Source organism: Caldanaerobacter subterraneus (assembly GCF_004345675.1).
In the GTDB taxonomy this organism is placed as follows: Bacteria; Bacillota; Thermoanaerobacteria; order Thermoanaerobacterales; family Thermoanaerobacteraceae; genus Thermoanaerobacter; species Thermoanaerobacter subterraneus.
The window spans coordinates 21,631-43,980 of record NZ_SLWU01000019.1 but is presented as its reverse complement, the minus strand read 5'-3'; the positions used below and the strand labels follow the sequence as shown (position 1 = coordinate 43,980).

Sequence of the window (22,350 nt, the reverse complement as noted above, 5' to 3'; positions counted from 1 at the left end):
TGCTATACTGAAGTCAAAGTAATCAAAACAAGGGGGAAGTGCCGTGAGGATGATAGACCTTTCCCACTTCATCGAAGAGGGTATGCCTCAATACCCTGGTCAGCCGGAAATTAAGGTAGAAAGACTTGTTGAAGTAGAAAAGGACGGGTACCAACTTACAGAGCTGAAATATGTCGTACATTTAGGAACTCATTGCGATGCGCCGGCTCACTTCATAGAAAAAGGAGACACAATTGAAAAACTTCCTGTTGACTTTTATTCAGGAGAAGCTGTTATAGTAGATGTGCCTCATTTGCCAGATAGATTGATGAGGCCAGAACTTTTGGAAGGTGTAGATTTAAAAGAGGGAGATATAGTCATTTTCCGCACAGGAATGAGCAAATACTGGAGAGAAGAGGCTTATATAAAAGAATTTCCATACCTCACAGAAGAGCTCGCCCATTTTTTGGTAGACAAAAAGGTAAAGGCAATAGGGCTAGATACTATATCTCCTGACCCTGTGGAAACAGAAGATTTCCCTGTTCACCACGTTCTATTAGGGAACAAAGTGGGAATAATAGAAAATCTGACAAATTTAGAAGCTATAGATAAAAAGAGATTTTTATTCATAGCGCTGCCTCTTAAAATAAAGGGTTCTGACGGTAGCCCTGTAAGGGCTGTAGCTATACTCGAATGAGCATTGGAGGGAATTGAATGGGGAAAGTGAAAGAAGTGATGCCTGTAAAACTTTTTTGCGGCTTTATATACAAAGAAGAGGATGTAGTAGAGGAAGCGATAAAGAGCTTAAAGGAAAAATGGGGAGAAATAGACCTCGAGGCCGGTCCTTTTCACTTTGACTTTACGGATTATTACGAAGAAGAGATGGGTAAAGATTTAAAAAAGCGCTTTGTATCCTTTGAAAAACTTCTTAGTCCAGATGAATCGTATGAATGGAAGCTATTCACAAATTCTGTAGAAGAAATTTTTTCTAAGGAGGGAAAAAGAAAAGTCAATATAGACCCTGGTTACATAGACATGGCCAAAGTAGTGCTTTTTTCGACGAAAAACTTCTACCACAGGATATACCTTGGGAAAGGCATCTTTGCAGAGGTGACCCTTTACTATACAAAAGGCAAATATGAATTTCTTCCCTGGACATATCCGGATTATAAGACAAAAGAGTACACAGAGTTTTTCTTAAAATTAAGAGAAATTTATTCCCTCCAAATAAAGAATGAGGGGAGATGATGATGAAAAGTAAAGACCTTTTTATAAGGTATGACAAAAATCCTATACTTACAAAGGATGATATTCCCTATGATGCAAATGCAGTGTTTAATCCAGGAGTAATAGAATTTGACGGCTATGTCTATCTTTTATGCCGAGTAGAGACCAAAGACGGATTTTCTCATCTTACACTTTGCAAAAGCAGGGACGGCCTTACAAATTGGGAGATACCAGATAAGCCCACTCTCTTGCCAGATGAAAATTACAGTGAGGAGATGTGGGGGCTTGAGGACCCTAGGATTGTGTACTTAGAGGACATGGGAAAGTACGCCATAACTTATGTTTCTTTTTCTCCAGGTGGTCCTGTAATATCATTAATGCTTACAGAGGACTTTAAAAGATTTGAAAGGAAAGGAGTTTTGGTGCCGCCAGAAGACAAAGACGGCTGCCTTTTCCCCAAAAAATTTAAAGACGGATATGCCCTTATACATAGGCCAATAATTAGAGGAGAGGGACACATCTGGATTTCCTTTTCTCATGACCTAACCTACTGGGGCAAGCACCAGATTTTGCTGCCAGCAAGGCCGGGAATGTGGGACTGCCACAGAGTAGGATTAGGAGCACCTCCTATTGAAACTGAAGAAGGATGGCTGATTATTTATCACGGAATAAGGTATACTGCTTCAACTGCCGTTTATAGAGTAGGGCTTGCACTTTTGGATCTAGAACAGCCTCAAAAGGTCATAAGAAGAAGTAGAGAATGGGTTTTTGCTCCCGAGGAAGAGTACGAGAGGATTGGAAATGCTGTAAATATTGTATTTCCGACAGGGGCGATATATAAAAAGGAAGAGGAAAAATTAATTGTTTATTATGGTGCAGCAGATACTAGTATAGGAGTAGCTTTTGGAAATATGAAAGAAATTCTTGATTTCTTAAAAAATGAAAAGAGCTAGTTTTTACTTATTGTTTTTTTAAGAAGACGCTGAAGGATTGTTACTGACTATATGAGCATATCTCTGGCTCTGGTGAGCTGGTAGGCCATATACCCTGTCGAAAAGAGAAGCAGGAGAGAGAGTAACGGTGGAACTGTTATAAAAAGGCGTGCAACCTCAGGAGATTTTCCTGTAGCCTTTATGGTTTCCAACAGCACAGTCTGGTAGTCGACCAGGACCCTGTATCCAAAGCGCAGCCACATGGTCGATACTGCGAAAGATACAGGTACTATTAGCATTGCCAGGCTGTAGCCTACAGCTCGCCTTTTTTTGAGGGCATTGAGGCCAAGGAGTATGGGCACCACAAAGACCAACGAAAAAGCTGCTCCCAGAAATGGAGGGGAAAGGGCTATGAACAAGGCTGATGTGAAGGTGAAAAACCGAATCCCAATATTCAGAGGAGTCAGGGCGTTCATGAAATCGAAGTAGGCGGCGTTGGCGTATCGCAGGTAGGAATAGACCTGATCCTTTATTTCGCTTTTTTTGAAGTTCAATTTTTTCTCCAGCTCTCTGCCTTTTTTTACCAGAGCCTCGTAGACTCTTTTCTGTTCGTCGCTTTTTATCCCACTCGGATCGAAATTCCGGTAGCGTTCTTTGGCCTTTTCAACTTCATTTTTTATCTTATCAAGGTGGTATGCAGGGATATCGGTGAGCTTTGTCCATTTTTCGATAGAAATGAGTGTTTCAAATACTTCGTTTGCCAAAGTATCTCCTCCCAATCTTCCAAATTTTTTATTGCAATTTATTATATCATAGAAAAATTTTGTTGGAAAGTATACTGATAATTTCCTATCTAAATGGTGAAGCAAAATACATGATAGATTTTATGAAAACGCCATTGGAAGGCTTAAATTCCAAATAAAAACCATAACAACGGATGTGATTCTTTAACTGAGATTTCAGAAAATTTCCAAATGAATATATTGACAAATATTTAACAATCATTGAAAAAAAGACAGAACTATGATATATTTATTATATCCAGATTTAAATTAATGAAAAGGAGGGGTGTTATGGCGGAAAATAGAGAGACTTGGGGAACTAAACTAGGACTTATACTTGCTATGGCCGGGAACGCCATAGGTCTCGGCAACTTTTGGAGATTCCCTTACCAGGCTGCCAAAAACGGCGGCGGCGCATTCATGCTACCCTATTTTGCTGCACTGTTAGTCCTTGGTATACCCCTCATGTATGTTGAGTGGATGCAGGGCCGCTACGGCGGTAAGTACGGGCATGGGACCGTTGGCTGCATGACCTACTTGCAGGCCAAAGAAAAGCTCGGGCATTCCTCTGCAGCAATAATAGGTGCCCTAGCTGGTATGCTGGTGTTTTCAGTGACGACCCTTGTAAACGCATACTATACCCAGATCATTGGGTGGACCCTTGGCTACAGCTACCTGTCCCTGACCGGCGGCTACATGGATGCGAGTAAATCTACCGGTGAGATCTTCGTGAACTATATCCAGAATCCAGTCATGTCGATTACATTTTGGGTGATAGCGCTCGCTCTTCTGGCGTTTGCTCTCAGTCGCGGTGTCCAGAAGGGTATCGAGGCATGGGCCAAGGTAATGATGCTGCTGCTCTACGTGCTCGGCTTCATTTTGATCATAAGGGCGCTGACCCTCGGTTCGCCTATAAATCCCGACTGGTCGCCGATTAAAGGCCTCGACTACCTCTGGACTCCGAAGTGGAACGAACTGAATTGGCAATCGGCTTTGGCTGCTGCAGGCCAGATATTCTTCACGCTGTCCCTTGGTATGGGCATCATCCAGAACTACGCTTCTTATCTCAAGCCTGATGAAGACATTGTTCTTTCCGCTACGACCACGGTATTCCTGAACGAATTTGCTGAAGTCATCCTGGGCGGCACCATAGCCATTCCGATAGCCTACACCTTCCTCGGCCCTGAAGGTATAGCAGCCGGTGTCGGGCTTTCCTTCATCGCTCTTCCCAACGTGTTCCGTATGATGGCGGGTGGCCAATTTTTCGGTGCCTTATGGTTCCTGGTACTGTTTTTCGCAGGCTTCACGTCGGCTATAGCGATGTACAACTACCTGATAGCCATGCTCGAAGAGGACTTAAATATACCGAGAAAGGTCGGGGCTATACTGGTATTCGGGTTCTATATCCTGGTAGGTCTGCCGTCGGCCTTAGAACCCATTTTAACCAAGACTAGTGAACTGGTCTTCCTCACCGAACTCGACAACTGGGTGGGTAGTTACTTCCTGGTAGTCGTGGGCCTTATTGAAGCTCTGGTGGTGGGCTGGTTGTTCGGCGAAAAGAACGCGCTCGAAGAGATGAACAGAGGCAGCTACTGGAAGGTGTCCTCAGGGTTTTTCAACCTGATGATCAAATTCGTTACGCCGCTTTCGATCGTGATACTGCTCATATTCTCCACGAAGAGCTATATACAGAACGGTTATTTCAAGTGGGTACCCAGCTTTGTCGAAAAAATGCCGGAGCTTGTTCCCTGGGTCCAGGGTGCGCGGGTACTGCTCCTGGCAATACTTGTCATAGGTTTTGCTGAAGCCTACTACACCATTCAGAGGAAATACGGCAGCGCTCAGACACAAAAAGGCGCGAAAGCCTAAAAGGAGGCGTAAGCATGTCCGGAAGCGCATTGTTTTTCATGGTCCTCGCCTGGGCCGTAATACTGGGAGGAGTATATTATACCCTGAGCAACCTTTTAAAACACCAAGCGAAATAAAAAAGGCTGCGGATTTTCCGCAGCCTCAGACTGTGGATAAAGTGTAAGGGATCCACTTATAATAAGAGGGTCCCTCAATTTTTATGGCATAGCGAATTAAACAAAAGAGAAGAGACAATAGCAAAACACAATTAAATTTTAAATTATCCACAAGTAGTTGTGAATATGTTGATAACTTGTTGTTGGAAATTAAAGAAGTAAGAGAAGTGAATTATATCTTCTATGTATATCTTCTATGAAAGAATTTACACACAAGAAGGATGTGGATAATTTTTGTGGTATAATTTAGGTGTACAGACTGGAGAAAGGGGGATACCCGCAATGCGGGTATATTGGCTATGAAGTTTTGTTCCTTGAGGTCAGGAAGTAGTGGAAACGCTATTTACATAAATCATAAAGATGTACATATACTTGTTGATGCGGGTTTAAGTGGCAGAACAATTGAAAAAGCTTTATTAAACATAGGGGTAAATCCAAGAAGTCTATCTGCCATTCTTATAACTCATGAACATAAAGACCATATTCTAGGAGCCGGTGTACTTTCTAGAAGATACAATATACCTATATATGCCAATAAGGCCACATGGGAAGCAATGGAGAAGGATATAAAAGAAGTTCCAGAAAAAAACAAGCTTTATTTTACTACAGGAGAAGAATTTGAAATTGGTTGTGTAAAGATAATGCCTTTTAAAAAACCCCATGATGCTGCAGAACCAGTGGGTTTTTCGTTTAAAGCAGGTAGCAAAAAAATTTCCATTGCAACTGATTTGGGCTATATGACAAGAGGTGTTGCAAGCAATCTTATAGATTCAGATATTGTGCTTTTAGAAGCAAATCATGACATACAAATGCTTATTAATGGTTCATATCCTTGGCCTCTTAAAGCAAGGATTTTATCTAATTTAGGACATCTTTCTAATGATGCTGCTGCAGATGCTCTCATGAAGCTGTTCAAAATGAAAGCTATAGGGATAGCTTTTTTAGGCCATTTGAGCCAAAATAATAATAGGCCTGAGCTTGCCTTTACTACTGTAACGAATATGCTTAAAAAATCGGGAGTTAAATTTGAAGTGCGTATGGCGTTAAGAAATATTGAAAGCGATGTAGTGGAAATATAAAAATGCGGCAAAGTACGAAACTTTGCCGCGTTTTTACTATTGTTGCTGTCCATGGTATACCTGGAGCTTTAAATTTTCGATATTAATTTTTTGTTTAGTAAACGTAAACCGCTCTTGATTTTTTGAATTTAATGTGATAAAATGTATTCTATACATGGATTGATGTCCATAAAACAAAGACATGGAGGTGGAATGATGGGAGAGGACGGGAAGCTCTACATAGTAAGGGAGGAAATTCTTTCTGATTCAATCAAAAAAACCATAAAGGTGAAAGAACTTTTGGAGTCAGGGAAAGCCAAGACAATAAATGAAGCGGTAAAACAGGTGGGCATATCAAGAAGTGCTTTTTACAAGTACAGGGATTATGTATTTCCCTTTTCTAAGTTCAGCAAAGGAAAAATTATAACTTTTTCCATGGTCTTGGAGCACATGCCTGGGGTGCTCTCTTCCATTCTCGATGTGGTTGCCAAAGAAAGGGGAAATGTGGTCACAATAAATCAGAGCATTCCTTCTATGGGAGTGGCGAGTGTCACAATCTCTATTGATACACAGTACATGGAAACAAGTATAGAGGATTTCATAGAAGAGCTTTCAAAACAGCCAGGAGTTAGAAAAATAGAAGTTTTGGGAGAATAAGGAGGAAGAATATGAAAATTGGACTGATGGGACTAGGTACTGTAGGAACAGGTGTAGTTCACTTGATAGATCAGAATGGAAGAAATATTGAAAAAAAGATAGGCGAAAAAATTGAGATAAAGAAAATACTTGTAAAAGACCCCAATAAAAAAAGAACTCCTCTTGCAAAAGGGAAGATAACTTTTAACGCAGAAGATATTTTGGAAGACGAGGAAATAGATGTTGTGGTAGAAGTGATGGGGAAAGAGCATCCCGCTTTAGAATATATAACAAAAGCATTACAAAAAGGCAAACATGTGGTAACTGCCAATAAAGAAGTCATAGCAAAGCACGGAAAAGACCTCATAAAGCTTGCTACAGAAAAGAAAGTGCACCTTCTTTATGAAGCCTCCGTAGGAGGCGGAATTCCCATCATAAGGCCTTTGAAGCAGTGCCTTGCTGCGAATAAAATATACGAGATAAAAGGAATTTTAAACGGTACTACCAATTACATTTTGACGGAAATGAAAGAAAAAGGCCTTGACTTCGATGATGTTTTAAAAGATGCGCAGCAAAAAGGGTATGCAGAGGCAGACCCCACAGACGATATAGAAGGTTTTGATGCGGCGAGAAAGCTTGCCATTTTGTGCATGCTGGCTTTTAACAAATTTGTTCTTCCAGAGAAAATCTACACAAAAGGGATAAGTTTTATTTCTAAATCAGATATACAGTATGCAGAAGAGATGGGTTATACCATAAAGCTTCTGGCCTATGCCAGAATTGACGAGAAAGAACGCTTAGAAGCCTGGGTTCATCCCGTCATGATAAGAAAGACCAACCCTTTAAACGGAGTCAATGGCGTTTTCAATGCAATACTTGTGGATGGAAATGCGGTAGGAGAAGTTATGTTTTACGGGCAGGGCGCCGGCATGATGCCTACTGCCAGCGCAGTGGTTGCCGACATAATGGATGTGAAAAATCACATAGTAATACAAAATGGATGTGAAGAGGTAGACTTAATACCTATTGAAGATACTTTTTCTAAATACTATATAAGGCTTATCGCTTTTGACAGGCCTGGTGTCATGAGCAAAATCACAGGAGTTTTGGGAAAAAAAGGGATAAGCCTTCTTTCAGTAGTTCAAAAAGGGTCTTTGGGAGAGACAGCGGAAATTGTATTGGTGACTCACATTGCAAATACAGGTAAGGTTTTGGAAGCTTTAAAGGAGATAGAGGAGCTAAAGGAAGTAGAAAAAATAGAAAGTGTGATAAAAGTGAGGGAAGATTAAAATGGCGTACGAAGGAATTATAAAAGCTTATAGAGAGTTTTTGCCTCCCATAAAGGATGAAAATATTGTCACGTTAAAAGAGGGCAACACACCTTTAATTGAAGCTTTTAACCTCCAAAGAAAATATTTGCCGGGTATAAGGGTGTATCTAAAATACGAAGGGCTAAATCCCACAGGTTCTTTTAAGGACAGGGGAATGACGGTAGCGGTATCTCAAGCAAAGCAAGAAGGGTCTAATGCAGTTGTTTGCGCCTCAACAGGCAACACTTCTGCTTCTGCAGCAGCCTATGCAGCAAAAGCAGGCCTTAAAAGTGTGGTATTAATTCCTGGCGGTAAAATTGCTCTGGGGAAACTCGCACAGGCAATTGCTTATGGGGCAGAAGTTATTGCAATAGATGGAAATTTTGATGATGCCCTGAGATTGGTAAGAGAAATTTCACAGAAATTTCCAATTACGCTGGTAAATTCTATAAACCCCTATCGCCTGGAAGGTCAAAAAACGGCAGCTTTTGAAATATGTGATGCTTTGGGAGAAGTACCAGACTATGTCTCTCTTCCTGTGGGCAACGCAGGAAATATAACTGCTTACTGGATGGGATTTAAAGAATACTACCGGAAAGGGAAGATAAAAAAGCTTCCCAAAATGTTTGGGTTTCAGGCGGCAGGAGCGGCTCCTATTGTGGAAGGAAGAGTAATAGAAAATCCCGAGACGATTGCCACGGCTATAAGAATTGGCAATCCTGCCAGCTGGCAGAAGGCAGTGGCTGCAAGGGATGAGTCGGGGGGGATAATTGACAAAGTTACGGATGAGGAAATACTTGAGGCTTATTCAATTTTGGCAAAAACAGAGGGGATTTTTGCAGAGCCAGCCTCTGCAGCCTCCATAGCGGGTGTGATAAAGAAGTACAAAGAAGGATTTTTTAAAGAAGGAGATTCTGTGGTGTGTATCCTTACTGGGAATGGTTTAAAAGACCCTGATACTGCTGTTAAACTAGGGGGAGAGGTAAAGAGGATACAGCCAAATCTAAAGGAATTGGAGGAAGTTTTGTATGGATAGTGACATGTCAGGCGGAATGGTAAAAGTGATGGTGCCGGCATCTACGGCTAATTTGGGCCCGGGTTTTGATGTGCTGGGTGTGGCTTTGAACCTTTATACAGAGGTTTCGATGGAGTTCATAAAAGATGGTCTGGAGATTTTTGTAGAAGGGGAAGGGGTAGAAGATATAGAAAATGACCAAAATAATCTGGTCTATAAATCGGCAGAAGTGATTTTTAAAAAAATAGGGGTTTTTAATAAAGGGTTGAGGATAAAAATAAAAAATGAAATTCCACTGGGAAGGGGATTAGGGAGCAGTGCAGCAGCCATTGTAGGCGGGCTACTAGCTGCAAACGAATTGACAGGAAGAGTATTGAAAAGAGAAGAAATACTCAATTTGGCGGCTTCAATAGAAGGACATGCGGACAATGTCACAGCCGCTTTAAATGGAGGGTTGAATGTATCTATTTTTGATAAAAATAAAGTTTATTATGCAAGAAAAGCCTTGGAGGATGACATAGATTTTTTAGCCTTTGTACCTCAGGAAATGGTAAGGACAGAAATTGCAAGAAAAGTCTTGCCTGAAAAAGTGGACTTTAAGGATGCTGTATTTAACACGGGAAGGACGGCTTTTTTAGTGAGCGTATTGATTGAGAAAAAGTATGAACTTTTAAAAATTGCCACCCAAGACATGCTTCACCAAAAGTATAGAGCTAAGCTCGTTCCTTTCATGGAGGAATGCTTTGAAAAAGCATTGTTGGCAGGTGCTTATGCTGCTTTTTTAAGCGGTGCAGGTCCGACCATTATGGCCATCTCTTCCCCGGAAAACTCTGAGAGGGTTTTAAAGGAAGTTGGAAAAGTATATGAAGAAAGAGGGCTTTTGTACAGGGCCTACAGGTTAAAATGCGAAAACAGTGGAGCACAAGTTTTAAAAGCGCCTTCATTTGTTTGAGGCGCTTATTTTTATATAATGTGCTATAATAAACTGAGAAGAATTTTGTTGAGAAATGGAGGTTTTGAAGGAATGAGAAAATTTTCTATTAGAATTTTTACACTTCTGCTCATCTTCTTCTTAGCATTTACATCCTACACTTATGCCGAAGTATCTACGCAAGACCAGGACTTTTACAACGAATTAGCAGATATTGGAGCTATAATGAAATACATAACTGATAACTACATTGACAATGTCACCTATGAACAATTGAAAGAGGCTGCTTTAAAAGGAATTTTTAGCAGTCTCGACGAATACAGTACATACTTTACAAAAGAAGAATTTTCTCAATTTGAAAGGGGCACTTCTGGAACTTTTAGCGGCACAGGGATGGTGCTTATTGAAAAAGATGGGAAAATTGTTGTAGATTCAGTGATTGAAGATTCTCCTGCTGCAAAGGCTGGTGTGAAGAGCGGTTACATCATAAAAGCAGTTGACGGCAAAAGCGTGGAAGGGATGAAATTGACAGATGTAGTAAACATGATACTGGGAGACCCCGGCACAAAGGTGAAAATCACTTTTGACGTAGGAGGTACTCTTAAAGAAATCGAACTTATAAGACAGGTCATTCACATCAACCCTGTCTCTTACAAACTCCTTGAAGAGGGAATCGGGTACATAAAAATAACAGAATTTAATGAAAATACTACAGCCAATTTGGCAAAAGCTTTACTTTTTATGGATAAAAACAACGTTAAAAAGCTTGTTCTCGATTTAAGAAACAATCCTGGAGGGCTTCTCACTGAAGTGGTGAGCGCTGCAAACTTTTTTGTGCCACAGGGCATTGTTGTTACAATAGAAAGGAGAAATGGAGAAAAAGATGATTATTACTCATACCTGACTAAGCCTAAATATAAACTAGCTGTTCTTGTCAATAAAGGCACTGCCTCTGCTGCGGAAATACTGGCGGGAGCAATACAGGACACAAAGGTAGGATTTTTGGTGGGAGAAAATACATATGGAAAAGGGACTGTTCAGTCAGTAGTACCTTTGGAGGACGGCAGTGGCTTCAAACTTACAATTGCCCGTTACAAACTTCCTTCAGGAAGGTATATTGGAAAAGAAGGTTTAACTCCTGATGTCTATGTGAAAAATGTGCAGTACACTGCTGATATAAAATTTGCCGGAGAATTGAAGATTGGCTCAAGGGGAAATGAAGTTAAAATATTGCAAAAATATCTCAATTTGCTCAAATTTAATGCCGGACCGGAAGATGGCATATTTGGACCTAAAACAGCAAATGCTGTAAAAGAACTTCAGAAAAAAGCAGGGCTTTCCCCAACAGGTGTATTTGACAAGAACACGTACAATGCCCTTTTAAAAATGATAGACAGCTTAAATAACAAAGATGCTGTCCTTGAAAAAGCTTTGGAGCTTTTGAGAAACATGTAGGAGTGATGCGCATTTGAAAATACTGCTTGCACCGGATTCTTTCAAAGGAAGTTTATCTTCAAAAGAAGTATGCCATGCTATGGAAAATGGCATAAAAAGAGTTATTGACGCAGAAATAATATCTATTCCAATTGCAGATGGAGGAGAAGGAACAGTTGAAGCACTAGTTTACGCTGTTGGAGGAGAGATAATAAGATCAGATGTCACTGGCCCTTTAGGGGAAAAGGTTGAGGCTTTTTACGGGATTTTGAAAGATGGCACAGCTGTCATTGAAATGGCTGCCTGTGCCGGTTTATACCTTGTTCCTGAAGAAAAGAGAAACCCCCTAAAGACGACAACTTACGGAGTGGGAGAGCTTATAAAACTTGCTTTAGATAAAGGATGCCGCAAATTTATAATAGGAATAGGTGGGAGTGCCACAAATGACAGCGGGGTTGGAATGGCTCAGGCACTGGGAGTAAAATTTTTAGATAAAGATGGCAATGAAATAGGCTTTGGAGGGGGGCAGCTTCACAAAATTGAAAAGATAGACATAAGCTCTATTGATAAAAGAATATATGAAAGTGAATTTATTGTGGCATCAGATGTTGACAATCCTTTATGCGGTGAAAAAGGGGCATCTTATGTTTATGGTCCTCAAAAAGGCGCAACGCCTGAGATGATAAAAATACTAGATGAAAACTTAAAGCACTTAGCTTATGAGGCTAAAAAAGTTATTGGTAAGGACTACTCAGAAGTGCCCGGAGCAGGAGCTGCAGGAGGATTGGGTTTTGGGTTGATGGCTTTTTTAAACGCCAAACTAAAAAGAGGGATTGAAATAATAATAGAGACTGCCAGACTGGAAGAAAAAATAAAAGAAGTAGACTTAGTCATAACAGGAGAAGGCAATACAGACTTTCAGACAGCCTTTGGGAAGGCTCCAGCAGGCATTGCCAAACTTGCGAAAAAATATAATAAGCCTGTGATTATCCTCTCGGGCGGTTTAGGGAAAGACTATAAAAGTTTGTACGACATAGGTGTAACTGCTCTTTTTAGTATAACTAATAGACCTATGTCTTTAGAAGAAGCTATGAAAAACGTTTATCAGCTTATATCAGACAGAATAGAAGATATTGTAAGGACTTTTCTTGCTTCAATAAAGAGGTAAAATGTATTATTAAAACTAAAATTTTTGCCTATCATCTAAAAAGGTCACAGTCAAAACCTGTGGCCTTTTTAATTTTTGTAAAATGCAGGAAATCCTGCACGCCAAAAAATTAATAAATAAAAAATTTTAATTTTCCAAAGAAGGAAAATCATGATTTATGTAGAATAATATTGAATGTAGAGTTACTGTTTACAGTACTTTCTCTGAATTTCAAACTTTAACAAAGGAAATACCAGGAACAAATGTCAGTTTATTCATTATAATATACATAAACATTTCTGAACGAGTTCCCTTAAAAAACCGATTAATAATATTAAAATTTAACTTTAAAACAAAAAAAGAAACACAAGATAAGCAATAAAACTTAGGAATGTGAAAAAAGGAGGTGGAAAAGAGGTAAAAAGCTTAAAGAAGTCTAATCATTTTAGGTTAATTAAAGAGGGAAAAGGGGGATTAGTGTGAAAAGGTTGATGGTATTTTTTATAGCTTTTGTACTATTATTTACTTTTGCTGCACCGCAATTTGGATTTGGTGATACATTGAAATCTGAAGAACTTCCTTTTACTGTTGTTTTTGTAGATGAAACATTGCCAAATAACGCTTCAGAGATTATTAGAGAACTTGGAGGGGAAGTTATTTACGAAATTCCGGAAATTGGAGTCATACAGGCAAAAGCTCCTGCATCTTTTGTGAAAAAGGCAGTAAAACATCCCTCAATTTTAGTAGTTACTCCTTCCCTGATAACAGAATTACCGGAAATAAAAAGTATTCCTTTAGAAATGGACGGTGTAAATCTAGAAAAAGCTGTGTATTACAATATGTATCAGTGGGATATAAAGCGTGTTACAAACAATGGAAAGAGTTTTGAATTGGGTACAGGCAATCATGAAGTAGTGGTAGGAATTATCGATTCTGGTATTGATTTAAATCATCCAGATATACAAGCTAATTTGCTTCCAGGGTCAAAAAATTTTGTACCAAAGGGCGGCATTTACGGAGTTGACCTCTCAGAAACAGGTAATTTGTATGATGTACAGGATAGAAATGGCCATGGAACTCATGTAGCCGGAACCATAGCCGGAAACGGAGTAATTTTGGGAGTGGCGCCTGATGTCGGAATCAGAGCTTATCGCGTTTTTGGTGCAGAAGGCGGGGCTTATAATGTTTGGATTATAAAGGCTTTAATTGCTGCAGCAAATGACGGGGTTAATGTGATTAATATGAGCCTTGGCGGAATATACATAAAAGGACAGGTTTGGTGGACTGACCCTGATACAGGTGAAAGGATAAAGCTTGGAAATGATGTAGCTGATTATGTTGCCTACATGAGGGCAGCCAAATATGCCGAAAAGAAAGGAGCATTGATTGTCGTTGCAGCAGGTAATGATGGATTAAATGCTACAAATAGAAAAGAAGTTATAGACTATGCAAATGAAAAATATGGTCCATATGGATATGAATTTAAAGGTGCGGGTTTTTATACGCCAGCTTCTCTGCCAAATGTTGTAACTGTATCTGCTACAGGGCCCAATGACGAATTGGCTATGTATTCCAACTATGGTGCTGGCTTTGTGGATGTAGCTGCGCCGGGAGGCAACTTGGAATTATATTACAAATATCTGAACGAAGGAAGATTTGATGAATATATAAACCAACGTTTATACACTAAGGAATTTAATTTAAGCTCTGTGCCAATTGTTCAGTATCAGTACAATGACAAAGGTCAAATAATAGGGTATACTTATGTAAGGCCCGGATACAGCTGGTATGTTGGTACTTCAATGGCAACTCCAAAAGCTTCTGCAGTGGCGGCGTTGCTTTTTGCTAAACATAAAGATGCGAGTCCTTCACAAGTAAAAGTTATGTTGCAAAATTCAGCTGAAAAGATTGGGAAACCAGGAAAAGATATATATTTTGGATATGGCCTTGTTAATGCCTATAGGGCACTGACAATGTATTAATTGAATAACAGTCTGGCGGCTCCTTAAGACAGTGTCTTAAGGAGCCGTTTATATTTAAAGCTTTTGTCCTCACTTCACGGACACATGTATTTTTCACTTGCATTTTTCACTTTATTGATTTATCATATTAAATATACACCGAGTGGTGGGGAGTGAGAAAATGGAAGATATGCTACTTATGACGCCAGGGCCGACAATGGTGCCAGAAGAAGTGAAGAGAATTGCAGGTATGCAGCCTTTTCATCACAGGACAGAAGAATTTTATCAATTGTTTTCTAGACTTAACGAAAATTTAAAGAAAATATTTCAAACAAAAAATGAAGTTATAACTTTAACTTCTTCAGGAACGGGCGGAATGGAAGCCGTTGTAGCTAATCTTTTCTCTGCAGGAGATAAAGTTTTAGTTGCAAGTATAGGATATTTTGGAGAAAGATTTTATGATATAGCAAAGGCGTATGGGCTTGACGCTGAAATTTATGACTTTGGCTGGGGAAATGAAGTAGATTTAAATATATTAGAAGATAAACTTAAAAGATGGAATTACAAAGCCCTTTTAGTTACACACAATGAGACCTCAACAGGAGTGACAAATGATATAGAAAATATAGCAAAAATTGCAAATAGGTACAATGTTCCCGTGATAGTAGATGCGGTAAGTTCATTGGGGGGAATACCACTTAAAATGGATGAATGGGGTATTGACGCTGTCATTACTTGCTCCCAGAAATGCTTAATGTCACCTCCTGGCTTGAGCTTCATCGCCTTAAGTGACAGGGCGTGGGAAATGACTAAAACATCCAATCTTCCAAAATACTATTTTGACCTTATAAAAGCGAGAGAAGGAGTATTAAAGCCTAAGCCTGATACGCCTGCAACTCCTGCTGTATCCACAATAATGGCTGTAGCAAAGGCGACAGATATGCTTTTAGAAAAAGGATTAGATAATGTATACAAAAAACAATCCGAGTATGGCAAAAAAGTTAGAAAATATGTAAAGGGATTGGGTTTAGAACTCCTTCCTAAAGAAGAAGTAGCTTCTGATTTAATTACTGCTATAAAAGTTCCAGAAAGGTACAAAGCATCAGATATAATAAACTATATAAAGGAAAAGCACAGGGTTTTAATCACAGGGGGACAGGGGCCTTTAAAAGGCAAGATTATTAGAATTGGCCACATGGGTTATCTGACAGATGAAATGTTAGATAAAGCATTATATGCCCTAAAAGATGCCATATCCTCACTGTGAATTGAAGAAAGGGGAGGGAAAGGATTTTGAAGATAATTGTCACAGAAAAAATTTCAGAAAATGGTATCGATTATCTTAAAAAATACGCTGATGTTGACGTAAAGACCAATATTTCTAGGGAAGAGCTTTTAGAGGTTATAAAAGATTACGACGCCATAATAGTTAGAAGTGCCACCAAAGTAGACAGAGAACTTATAGAAAAGGGAGAGAAGCTGAAAGTCATAGGCAGAGCTGGTAATGGTGTTGACAATATTGATGTTGACGCGGCAACAGAAAAAGGCATTCTAGTTGTAAATACTCCTGCAGGAAATACTATTGCCGCTGCTGAGCTCACTATTGGCCTTATGCTTGCCATTGCCAGAAATATACCACAGGCATACCATGCAGCTTTAAACGGAGATTTCAGAAGGGATAGGTTTAAAGGAGTAGAGCTAAACGGTAAAACGGTTGGTATAATAGGATTAGGTAGAATTGGTTCTTTGGTTGCATCTCGCCTTGCGGCCTTCAATATGAGAGTGATTGCCTATGACCCCTACATGCCAGATGAGAGATTTGAAAAGTGCGGTGTCAAGAGAGTTACATTGGATGAGCTATTAGAGCAATCGGATTTCATCACTATTCACATTCCCAAGACTGAAGAGACAAAAAAGATGATAGGAGAAAAAGAATTTAAAAAAATGAAAAAAGGTGTGAGAATAGTAAATGCTGCAAGAGGTGGCATTATAGACGAAAAAGCGCTTTACAACGCTATAAAAGAAGGTATAGTGGCAGCTGTGGGGCTGGATGTTTTAGAAGTAGAGCCAAAGTATAATGTGGAGCATCAGGATTTTCACAATCCTTTGTTAGAACTTCCCAATGTGGTTTTTACTCCTCATTTAGGGGCTTCTACTTATGAGGCGCAGGAAAATATCAGCATAGCAATTGCGCAGGAAGTCATATCAGCGTTAAATGGCAATCTCTATGGCAACATAGTAAATCTTCCCGGACTTAAATCAGATGAATTTTCTCAGTTAAAACCTTACATGAAATTGGCAGAAGTGCTGGGAGCCCTTTATTACCAGATAAATGAAACACCTGCAAAATTAATTGAAGTCATATACAGAGGAGAAGTTGCAAAAAGCAATACAGAAATTGTTACCTTGTATGCTATTAAAGGATTTTTAAAGCCTATATTAGAGGAAGATGTAAGTGTTGTGAATGCAAAGTTAAGAGCAAAAGAAATGGGCATAGAAATTGTAGAGGGAAAAATTGAAGAGATAGACCACTATTCAAGCCTTGTCATTTTAAAAATTACAGATACTAATGGCAAAAGGACACAATTTGCTGGAACAACATACGGAGAAGAATTGAGAATTGTGGAGTATATGGGGCACAAAGTGAATTTTGAGCCTACAGAGTACATGCTTTTTGTCAAGAATAAAGACGTGCCGGGAGTTATAGGCCACATAGGAAATGTATTAGGAGATTTTGGCATAAATATTTCTACTATGCAGGTAAGCCCCAATAAAAATGACGGTACAGCCCTTATGCTTGTAAGCACCGATAAAGAAATTCCAGAGGAGGCCGTGGAATCTTTAAACAAACTAAATAGCATAATTAAAGCAAAAGCGGTAAAAGGGTTGGTGTAAAATAATCTTGGGTTAGGGTGATATCAGTGAGCAATAGCTACATGGTAAAAAAACTTAATGAGGTAATTAAGTCATTAAATGAGCGTGAATTATCTGAGGTAATTGATTTTGCTGAATATCTTAAAAAAAAGAAAAAGGAACTTTTAAAAAGGTTCAATGAATGGGAAAAAGGACTTGATTTAGAAGAAATTGACATAGAGGAAGAAAAAATGTTAGAACAATTGAATGAGGATGAGGAAGATTATGTAACACTTGAGGAAACGAAAAGAATACTGGGAATAGATGACAATGAAGTTTGAGTACAGAATTATCGTAAATAAGAAAGTATTAAAAGAATTAGAAAACACAATAGAAAAACTGTCGAGAGAGTTATTAAAGCTATAGAAAAATTACCGTTTGAAGGTGATGTTAAAAAATTAAAAACTTCTAAAAAAGAAAAATTATACAGACTAAGGGTAGGAGATTATAGGATAATTTTTGAAATTGATAATTAAGGGGATGTGTACAAATAATAAAGGAGCAAGGTTATTCTTGCTCCTTTAAATATTGTAAGGTATTCTTTTTCTCCCCTCAAAATAATAAAGCCTCTTTATACCGAATTCTTTTACATAGTTATAGGCTTTTTCAAATTCATATCCCACATGTTCAGGATAGTGGGCATCGGAATTTACTACAACAGGGATATTGTATTTCTTAATCATCGCCATTATCTCTTTTGAAGGATAAATTTCTCCAACAGGTTTTCTCAATCCCGCAGTTGAAACCTCAATCACTATGCTAGTTTTAGAGATTTCTTCAATATTTCTTTCTATCTTTTCAAAAACTTTATAATTGGGTCTAAATCCAAAAATTTTCACGAGGTCAATGTGCCCTATTATGTCAAAAAGTCCTGTCTTGGCCATTTTCTCAATTATATTAAAATATTCCAAATATACTTCATCAACATTTCTCCTGTGCCATTCCTGTATTGATTCTTCAAGGTCTATTCCCCAATCGTCAATCCAGTGAACAGAGCCTATTATAAAGTCCCACGGGTAAGGAGGTAGGAAATCCCTTATTTCTTTTTCCTTTCCCGGAAAATAATCGGCTTCAATTCCCAGCTTGACTGGAAGCCCCATTTGTTTTGCTTCTTTGATAAGTTCCACGTAATCTTCAATGCTTTGGTCCATGTAAGTTTTTATCCACTCTGTTCTGAATCCATCGCTTTTGTAAGCCTTAAAACCTTCTTTAAACCTGTGACCGTGTTCAGAGATACCTATTTCTTTTAAACCTCTTTTTAAACCTTGATTTACAAATTCTTTGAGCCACTCAATAGTAAATGGTCCGTTTTCTATGTGTACATGGTAATCTGCTGCCATAAAACCACTTCCTTTCTTATCTCTTTAGTGCCATTATAATATTTTGAAAAAAGGAAATCAATTTGTGGTATAATAAAATAAATATTAAACGAATTTGTTTAAAAAAGTCTGTGTGAGAATTTTAAAGAAGTCTGTTTGGTAGAGTTACAATCATATTATACGTGAGGTGTGTACAATGAAAGAACAAAAAACTACTATAGAACTGGAAATTCCCAAGCAGCTTTTTGTCGAAATAGATGCTTTTTCCTCTTTTGTATCACTTGATAAAGTATTAAAAGAAGCTCTTGCAATTGGTTTATATGTAGAAAAGGTAATAAGTTTAGGTAAAGCTGCAGAATTAGCAGGTTATAGTCTAATAGATTTTATAGAGCTTTTAAAGAACAAAGGGATTCCAGTAAAAAATTACTCTAAAGAAGATTATGAATTGGATTTACGTATAATGGAAAAGTATGAAGGGAATGAAAAAAGTGAAAATAGTGTGTAACACTAGTCCTTTAATTTTTCTTAATAGCATAGATAAGTTAGACCTTTTAGAGAAGCTTTTTTCTGAAGTATACATTCCAAATTCTGTATATGATGAAATTAGAAAGAAAGGAGAAAAAGAAAAAATCCTTGTTAACATTAATCATTTATTGCAAAAAGGCAAATATAGATTGTATGTAGTAAAAAATCAAATGGCGGTGCTATCTATGTTAGGAAGACTCCACCGTGGAGAAGTGGAGGTGATGGTTTCTTATCTAGAATTAAATGCAGATTTTGCCTTATTAGATGATTTATTAGCAAGAAATAAAGCACAATCGATGGGAATAAATACAATTGGAACTTTAGGTCTTCTTCTTTTAGGATTTAAAAAAGGTTACGTCAACAATTTAATGAGCTTAATAGACCAATTGATATTAAAAGGATTTTGGATATCAGAAGATGTATATGGAAAAATAATGGAAACTGTTGAAAGACTTAAGTAGGGGCTTTACTTTTCCACCCAAATCCTATATAATGAGAGAGTATGTATGGGTTATGAGGTGTCTTTCAATGGATAAAGATAAAGTTTTAAAACAGAAAAGCACACCAAAAATTTTTTATTAAAGGGGTACAAGTCTCTATTTTTCTCAAAAATAGAGATTTTTTTATGTGTTAAAAGAGCTAAAAAATTATTATCAAAAAACGATATACTCATCAAGAGGTGAAAAAAGATGGCAAAGTATATTTTTGTAACAGGAGGAGTAGTCTCCTCTTTAGGTAAAGGCATAACTGCTGCATCATTAGGAAGGCTACTAAAAAGCCGCGGGCTGTCTGTTGCTATGCAGAAATTTGACCCGTATATAAACATAGACCCTGGGACAATGAGCCCTTATCAGCATGGAGAAGTATTTGTAACAGAGGACGGAGCAGAAACGGACTTGGACCTGGGACATTATGAAAGATTCATAGATGTGAATCTCACAAAAAACAGCAATGTCACTGCAGGCAAAGTATACTGGTCTGTTATCACAAAAGAGAGAAAAGGAGATTATCTCGGCGCTACTGTTCAGGTAATACCACACATTACTGATGAAATAAAAGAAAGAGTGTACAGAGTAGCAAAAGAAAAAAATGTAGATGTGGTTATAACAGAAATTGGTGGGACAGTGGGGGACATAGAAAGCCTTCCTTTCTTGGAGGCAATAAGGCAGGTGGCTATTGAACAGGGAAGAGAAAATGTTATGTTCATTCACGTAACCCTTGTTCCACATCTGGGTAACACTGGAGAGCTAAAGACAAAGCCTACACAGCACAGCGTAAAAGAATTAAGGTCCATAGGTATTCAGCCGGACATGATAGTCTGCAGAACTGAGCTTCCCCTTCCTCAAGAATTGAGAGAAAAAATTGCTCTATTCTGCAATGTAAGTGTAGAAGCAGTGATTGAGAATAGAGATGTAGAATCGATCTATCAAGTTCCTCTGGAACTTGAAAGGCAGAAAGTAGACGAATATGTGATAAAAAGGCTGAATTTACCCCTTGGGCAGTCTGATTTAAAAGAGTGGAGAGAATACGTTGAAAAAGAGAAAAATCCTGAACATCAGGTAGAGGTAGCACTTGTAGGCAAATATGTTGATTTACATGATGCATATATAAGCGTTGTAGAAGCTTTAAAACATGCAGGGGTTTATCACAAAACAGCTGTCAACATCCGATGGGTTAATGCAGAAAAAGTAAATGACAAAACAGTTGATGAACTTTTAAAAGGGGCAGATGGAATACTTGTTCCCGGCGGCTTTGGAGACAGAGGAATAGAAGGGAAGATAAGGGCTATTCAGTATGCAAGGGAAAATAAGATTCCCTATCTGGGGCTGTGTCTTGGAATGCAATGTGCGGTCATAGAATTTGCGAGGAATATGGCAGGGCTTAAAGGGGCCAATTCCACCGAATTTGACCCCAATACCCCTCATCCTGTAATTGACCTCATGCCCGAACAAAAAGACATAGATGAAAAAGGAGGTACAATGAGACTAGGGGTGTATCCTTGCAAAGTCATTGAAGGTACAAAGGCTTACGAGGCTTACAAAGATGAGCTTGTCTATGAAAGGCACAGGCACAGGTATGAATTTAACAACCAGTACAGAGAACTTTTAACCTCAAAAGGACTTGTCATCTCTGGCCTTTCTCCTGATGAAAGGCTTGTTGAAATAATAGAGCTAAAAGACCATCCTTATTTTGTAGCAACTCAATTCCATCCAGAGTTTAAATCAAGGCCTTTAAAACCCCACCCTCTTTTCAGAGATTTTGTAAAGGCAATGCTTAACTTAAAAATAAATAATGCAGAGTAAAGGCTGGACTCCCCAGCCTTTAAATTTTCCTTGAATAATCAAATCAAAAACGATATAATACATTTAGAGATTAATTTTAAGATTAATCTATGGGGTGATACAAATGGAAAAAGTTATTGGAATAGACAAATTAAGGCCCAAATTAGGGGAATATTTAAAAGAAGTCGAAAAAGGGGATGTAATAATTGTTTCTTCCCGATCTGAGCCAAAGGGAGTGCTAATTAGTTATTCTATGTACAATCAATTAAAAGAGTTTGAAAAAAAAGCAAAACAGCTGGAAATCATGCAAATCTTAAATGAATTTAGAGATAAAGCAGAAAAAGCAGGACTGTCTGAAGAGGACGTAGAAAAAGAGATAAAGGAAGTAAGAAAATGAGAGCAGTAATTGATACGAATGTATTAATTTCCGGTATTATCAGTAAAAAAAGCTATCCTGCAAAAATAATTAATTATTGGATTTTGAATAAATTTGACCCTGTAGTAAGCCCAGAAATTGTAGAAGAATACGCAGAAGTTTTAACAAGGGATAAATTTTCTGCCCTAGGGACTGTTTCAATGCGCCTTGATTTTTTAAATAAGTTCCTCTCTCTTGATTGGGTTTTGCTCGTTTATCCAAAAGAAAAATTTAACATAATAGAGGAAGATTCGAAGGACAATATTTTTCTAGAATGTGCTTTTGAAGGTAGATGCGACTTTATAGTCTCAGGAGACCACCATTTACTCAAACTGAAAGAGTATAAAGGCATAAAAATAATAACAGCGGAGGAATTTGTAAATCTACTCGCATAATGTAGAATTTTTTTAGTTTTTGTAACCATATTGTAATGCTTTTGAAATAAAGCTGTAACATAGGT

The 22,350-nt window shown here is 38.3% G+C and carries 24 protein-coding genes; 22 read left to right on the top strand and 2 right to left on the bottom strand.

The window, feature by feature from the left end:
• Positions 1 to 49: 49 nt before the first annotated feature.
• Genes EV203_RS09320 through EV203_RS09310 form a run of 3 tightly spaced genes read left to right on the top strand, consistent with a single transcriptional unit; the run spans position 50 to position 2,159 of the window.
• Positions 50 to 676 carry a cyclase family protein gene (locus EV203_RS09320; protein ID WP_102008974.1) on the top strand — a complete coding sequence of 209 codons (627 nt, stop codon included), beginning with the start codon at positions 50 to 52 and terminating at the stop codon, positions 674 to 676.
• A gap of 17 nt (positions 677 to 693) precedes the next feature.
• The gene (locus tag EV203_RS09315; protein ID WP_132040232.1) at positions 694 to 1,227 is read left to right on the top strand and encodes a DUF4416 family protein; all 534 of its coding nucleotides are present in this window, start codon (positions 694 to 696) and stop codon (positions 1,225 to 1,227) included.
• Positions 1,228 to 1,229: 2 nt separating this feature from the next.
• Positions 1,230 to 2,159 (top strand): glycoside hydrolase family 130 protein, encoded by a 930-nt coding sequence (locus tag EV203_RS09310; RefSeq protein ID WP_132040230.1) that lies wholly within the window; start codon positions 1,230 to 1,232, stop codon positions 2,157 to 2,159.
• Positions 2,160 to 2,206: 47 nt separating this feature from the next.
• Here EV203_RS09310 and EV203_RS09305 read toward each other — a convergent pair whose 3' ends face one another.
• Positions 2,207 to 2,902: a hypothetical protein gene (locus EV203_RS09305; RefSeq protein WP_132040228.1), complete on the bottom strand. Its 696-nt coding sequence runs from the start codon at positions 2,900 to 2,902 to the stop codon at positions 2,207 to 2,209.
• Between the two features lie 309 nt (positions 2,903 to 3,211).
• Here EV203_RS09305 and EV203_RS09300 point away from each other — a divergent pair, with 309 nt between their 5' ends.
• The 14 genes from EV203_RS09300 (at position 3,212) to EV203_RS13890 (ending at position 17,825) form a co-directional block, all read left to right on the top strand.
• Positions 3,212 to 4,789, top strand: a complete 1,578-nt coding sequence (locus EV203_RS09300) for a sodium:neurotransmitter symporter family protein (RefSeq protein WP_132040226.1) — start codon at positions 3,212 to 3,214, stop codon at positions 4,787 to 4,789.
• 14 nt (positions 4,790 to 4,803) lie between these two features.
• Entirely contained in the window at positions 4,804 to 4,905 is a 102-nt protein-coding gene (locus EV203_RS09295) for a MetS family NSS transporter small subunit (protein ID WP_132040224.1), read from the top strand.
• A gap of 338 nt (positions 4,906 to 5,243) precedes the next feature.
• Positions 5,244 to 6,023, top strand: a complete 780-nt coding sequence (locus tag EV203_RS09290; RefSeq protein WP_132040222.1) for an MBL fold metallo-hydrolase — start codon at positions 5,244 to 5,246, stop codon at positions 6,021 to 6,023.
• A 195-nt stretch (positions 6,024 to 6,218) separates the two neighbouring features.
• Complete coding sequence (locus tag EV203_RS09285; RefSeq protein WP_132040220.1) at positions 6,219 to 6,659, top strand: ACT domain-containing protein; 441 nt, start codon at positions 6,219 to 6,221, stop codon at positions 6,657 to 6,659.
• Positions 6,660 to 6,670: 11 nt separating this feature from the next.
• Positions 6,671 to 7,927: a homoserine dehydrogenase gene (locus tag EV203_RS09280; protein ID WP_009609731.1), complete on the top strand. Its 1,257-nt coding sequence runs from the start codon at positions 6,671 to 6,673 to the stop codon at positions 7,925 to 7,927.
• A gap of 1 nt (position 7,928) precedes the next feature.
• Positions 7,929 to 8,984, top strand: coding sequence for a threonine synthase (thrC, locus tag EV203_RS09275; protein ID WP_132040218.1), 1,056 nt, complete (start codon positions 7,929 to 7,931; stop codon positions 8,982 to 8,984).
• Positions 8,985 to 8,988: 4 nt separating this feature from the next.
• On the top strand, positions 8,989 to 9,915 hold the full coding sequence (gene thrB / locus EV203_RS09270; RefSeq protein WP_481752969.1) for a homoserine kinase: 927 nt from the start codon (positions 8,989 to 8,991) through the stop codon (positions 9,913 to 9,915).
• A gap of 72 nt (positions 9,916 to 9,987) precedes the next feature.
• A complete protein-coding gene (locus tag EV203_RS09265) occupies positions 9,988 to 11,349 on the top strand; it encodes a S41 family peptidase (RefSeq protein ID WP_132040214.1) in 1,362 nt (453 codons plus the stop codon).
• 13 nt (positions 11,350 to 11,362) lie between these two features.
• Positions 11,363 to 12,496, top strand: coding sequence for a glycerate kinase (locus EV203_RS09260; RefSeq protein WP_132040212.1), 1,134 nt, complete (start codon positions 11,363 to 11,365; stop codon positions 12,494 to 12,496).
• A 458-nt stretch (positions 12,497 to 12,954) separates the two neighbouring features.
• Positions 12,955 to 14,457 (top strand): S8 family peptidase, encoded by a 1,503-nt coding sequence (locus EV203_RS09255; protein WP_132040210.1) that lies wholly within the window; start codon positions 12,955 to 12,957, stop codon positions 14,455 to 14,457.
• A 160-nt stretch (positions 14,458 to 14,617) separates the two neighbouring features.
• Complete coding sequence (locus EV203_RS09250) at positions 14,618 to 15,703, top strand: pyridoxal-phosphate-dependent aminotransferase family protein (RefSeq protein ID WP_132040208.1); 1,086 nt, start codon at positions 14,618 to 14,620, stop codon at positions 15,701 to 15,703.
• Positions 15,704 to 15,729: 26 nt separating this feature from the next.
• Positions 15,730 to 17,331, top strand: a complete 1,602-nt coding sequence (gene serA, locus EV203_RS09245) for a phosphoglycerate dehydrogenase (protein ID WP_132040206.1) — start codon at positions 15,730 to 15,732, stop codon at positions 17,329 to 17,331.
• Between the two features lie 26 nt (positions 17,332 to 17,357).
• On the top strand, positions 17,358 to 17,630 hold the full coding sequence (locus EV203_RS09240; RefSeq protein WP_132040204.1) for a hypothetical protein: 273 nt from the start codon (positions 17,358 to 17,360) through the stop codon (positions 17,628 to 17,630).
• Positions 17,631 to 17,657: 27 nt separating this feature from the next.
• Positions 17,658 to 17,825, top strand: a complete 168-nt coding sequence (locus EV203_RS13890; RefSeq protein WP_341765406.1) for a type II toxin-antitoxin system RelE family toxin — start codon at positions 17,658 to 17,660, stop codon at positions 17,823 to 17,825.
• A gap of 45 nt (positions 17,826 to 17,870) precedes the next feature.
• Here the strand turns inward: EV203_RS13890 and EV203_RS09230 are convergent, their stop codons facing one another.
• Positions 17,871 to 18,689: a histidinol-phosphatase gene (locus EV203_RS09230; protein ID WP_132040202.1), complete on the bottom strand. Its 819-nt coding sequence runs from the start codon at positions 18,687 to 18,689 to the stop codon at positions 17,871 to 17,873.
• Between the two features lie 175 nt (positions 18,690 to 18,864).
• Here EV203_RS09230 and EV203_RS09225 point away from each other — a divergent pair, with 175 nt between their 5' ends.
• The 5 genes from EV203_RS09225 (at position 18,865) to EV203_RS09205 (ending at position 22,285) form a co-directional block, all read left to right on the top strand.
• A complete protein-coding gene (locus EV203_RS09225; RefSeq protein WP_132040200.1) occupies positions 18,865 to 19,173 on the top strand; it encodes a UPF0175 family protein in 309 nt (102 codons plus the stop codon).
• Positions 19,157 to 19,654: a PIN domain-containing protein gene (locus EV203_RS09220; RefSeq protein ID WP_207910879.1), complete on the top strand. Its 498-nt coding sequence runs from the start codon at positions 19,157 to 19,159 to the stop codon at positions 19,652 to 19,654. The genes EV203_RS09225 and EV203_RS09220 overlap by 17 nt, the downstream gene beginning before the upstream one ends.
• Positions 19,655 to 19,882: 228 nt before the next feature.
• Positions 19,883 to 21,496, top strand: coding sequence for a CTP synthase (locus EV203_RS09215; protein ID WP_132040196.1), 1,614 nt, complete (start codon positions 19,883 to 19,885; stop codon positions 21,494 to 21,496).
• 103 nt (positions 21,497 to 21,599) lie between these two features.
• Positions 21,600 to 21,872: a type II toxin-antitoxin system Phd/YefM family antitoxin gene (locus EV203_RS09210; protein ID WP_132040195.1), complete on the top strand. Its 273-nt coding sequence runs from the start codon at positions 21,600 to 21,602 to the stop codon at positions 21,870 to 21,872.
• Positions 21,869 to 22,285 carry a putative toxin-antitoxin system toxin component, PIN family gene (locus tag EV203_RS09205; RefSeq protein ID WP_132040193.1) on the top strand — a complete coding sequence of 139 codons (417 nt, stop codon included), beginning with the start codon at positions 21,869 to 21,871 and terminating at the stop codon, positions 22,283 to 22,285. The genes EV203_RS09210 and EV203_RS09205 overlap by 4 nt, the downstream gene beginning before the upstream one ends.
• Positions 22,286 to 22,350: the final 65 nt, after the last annotated feature.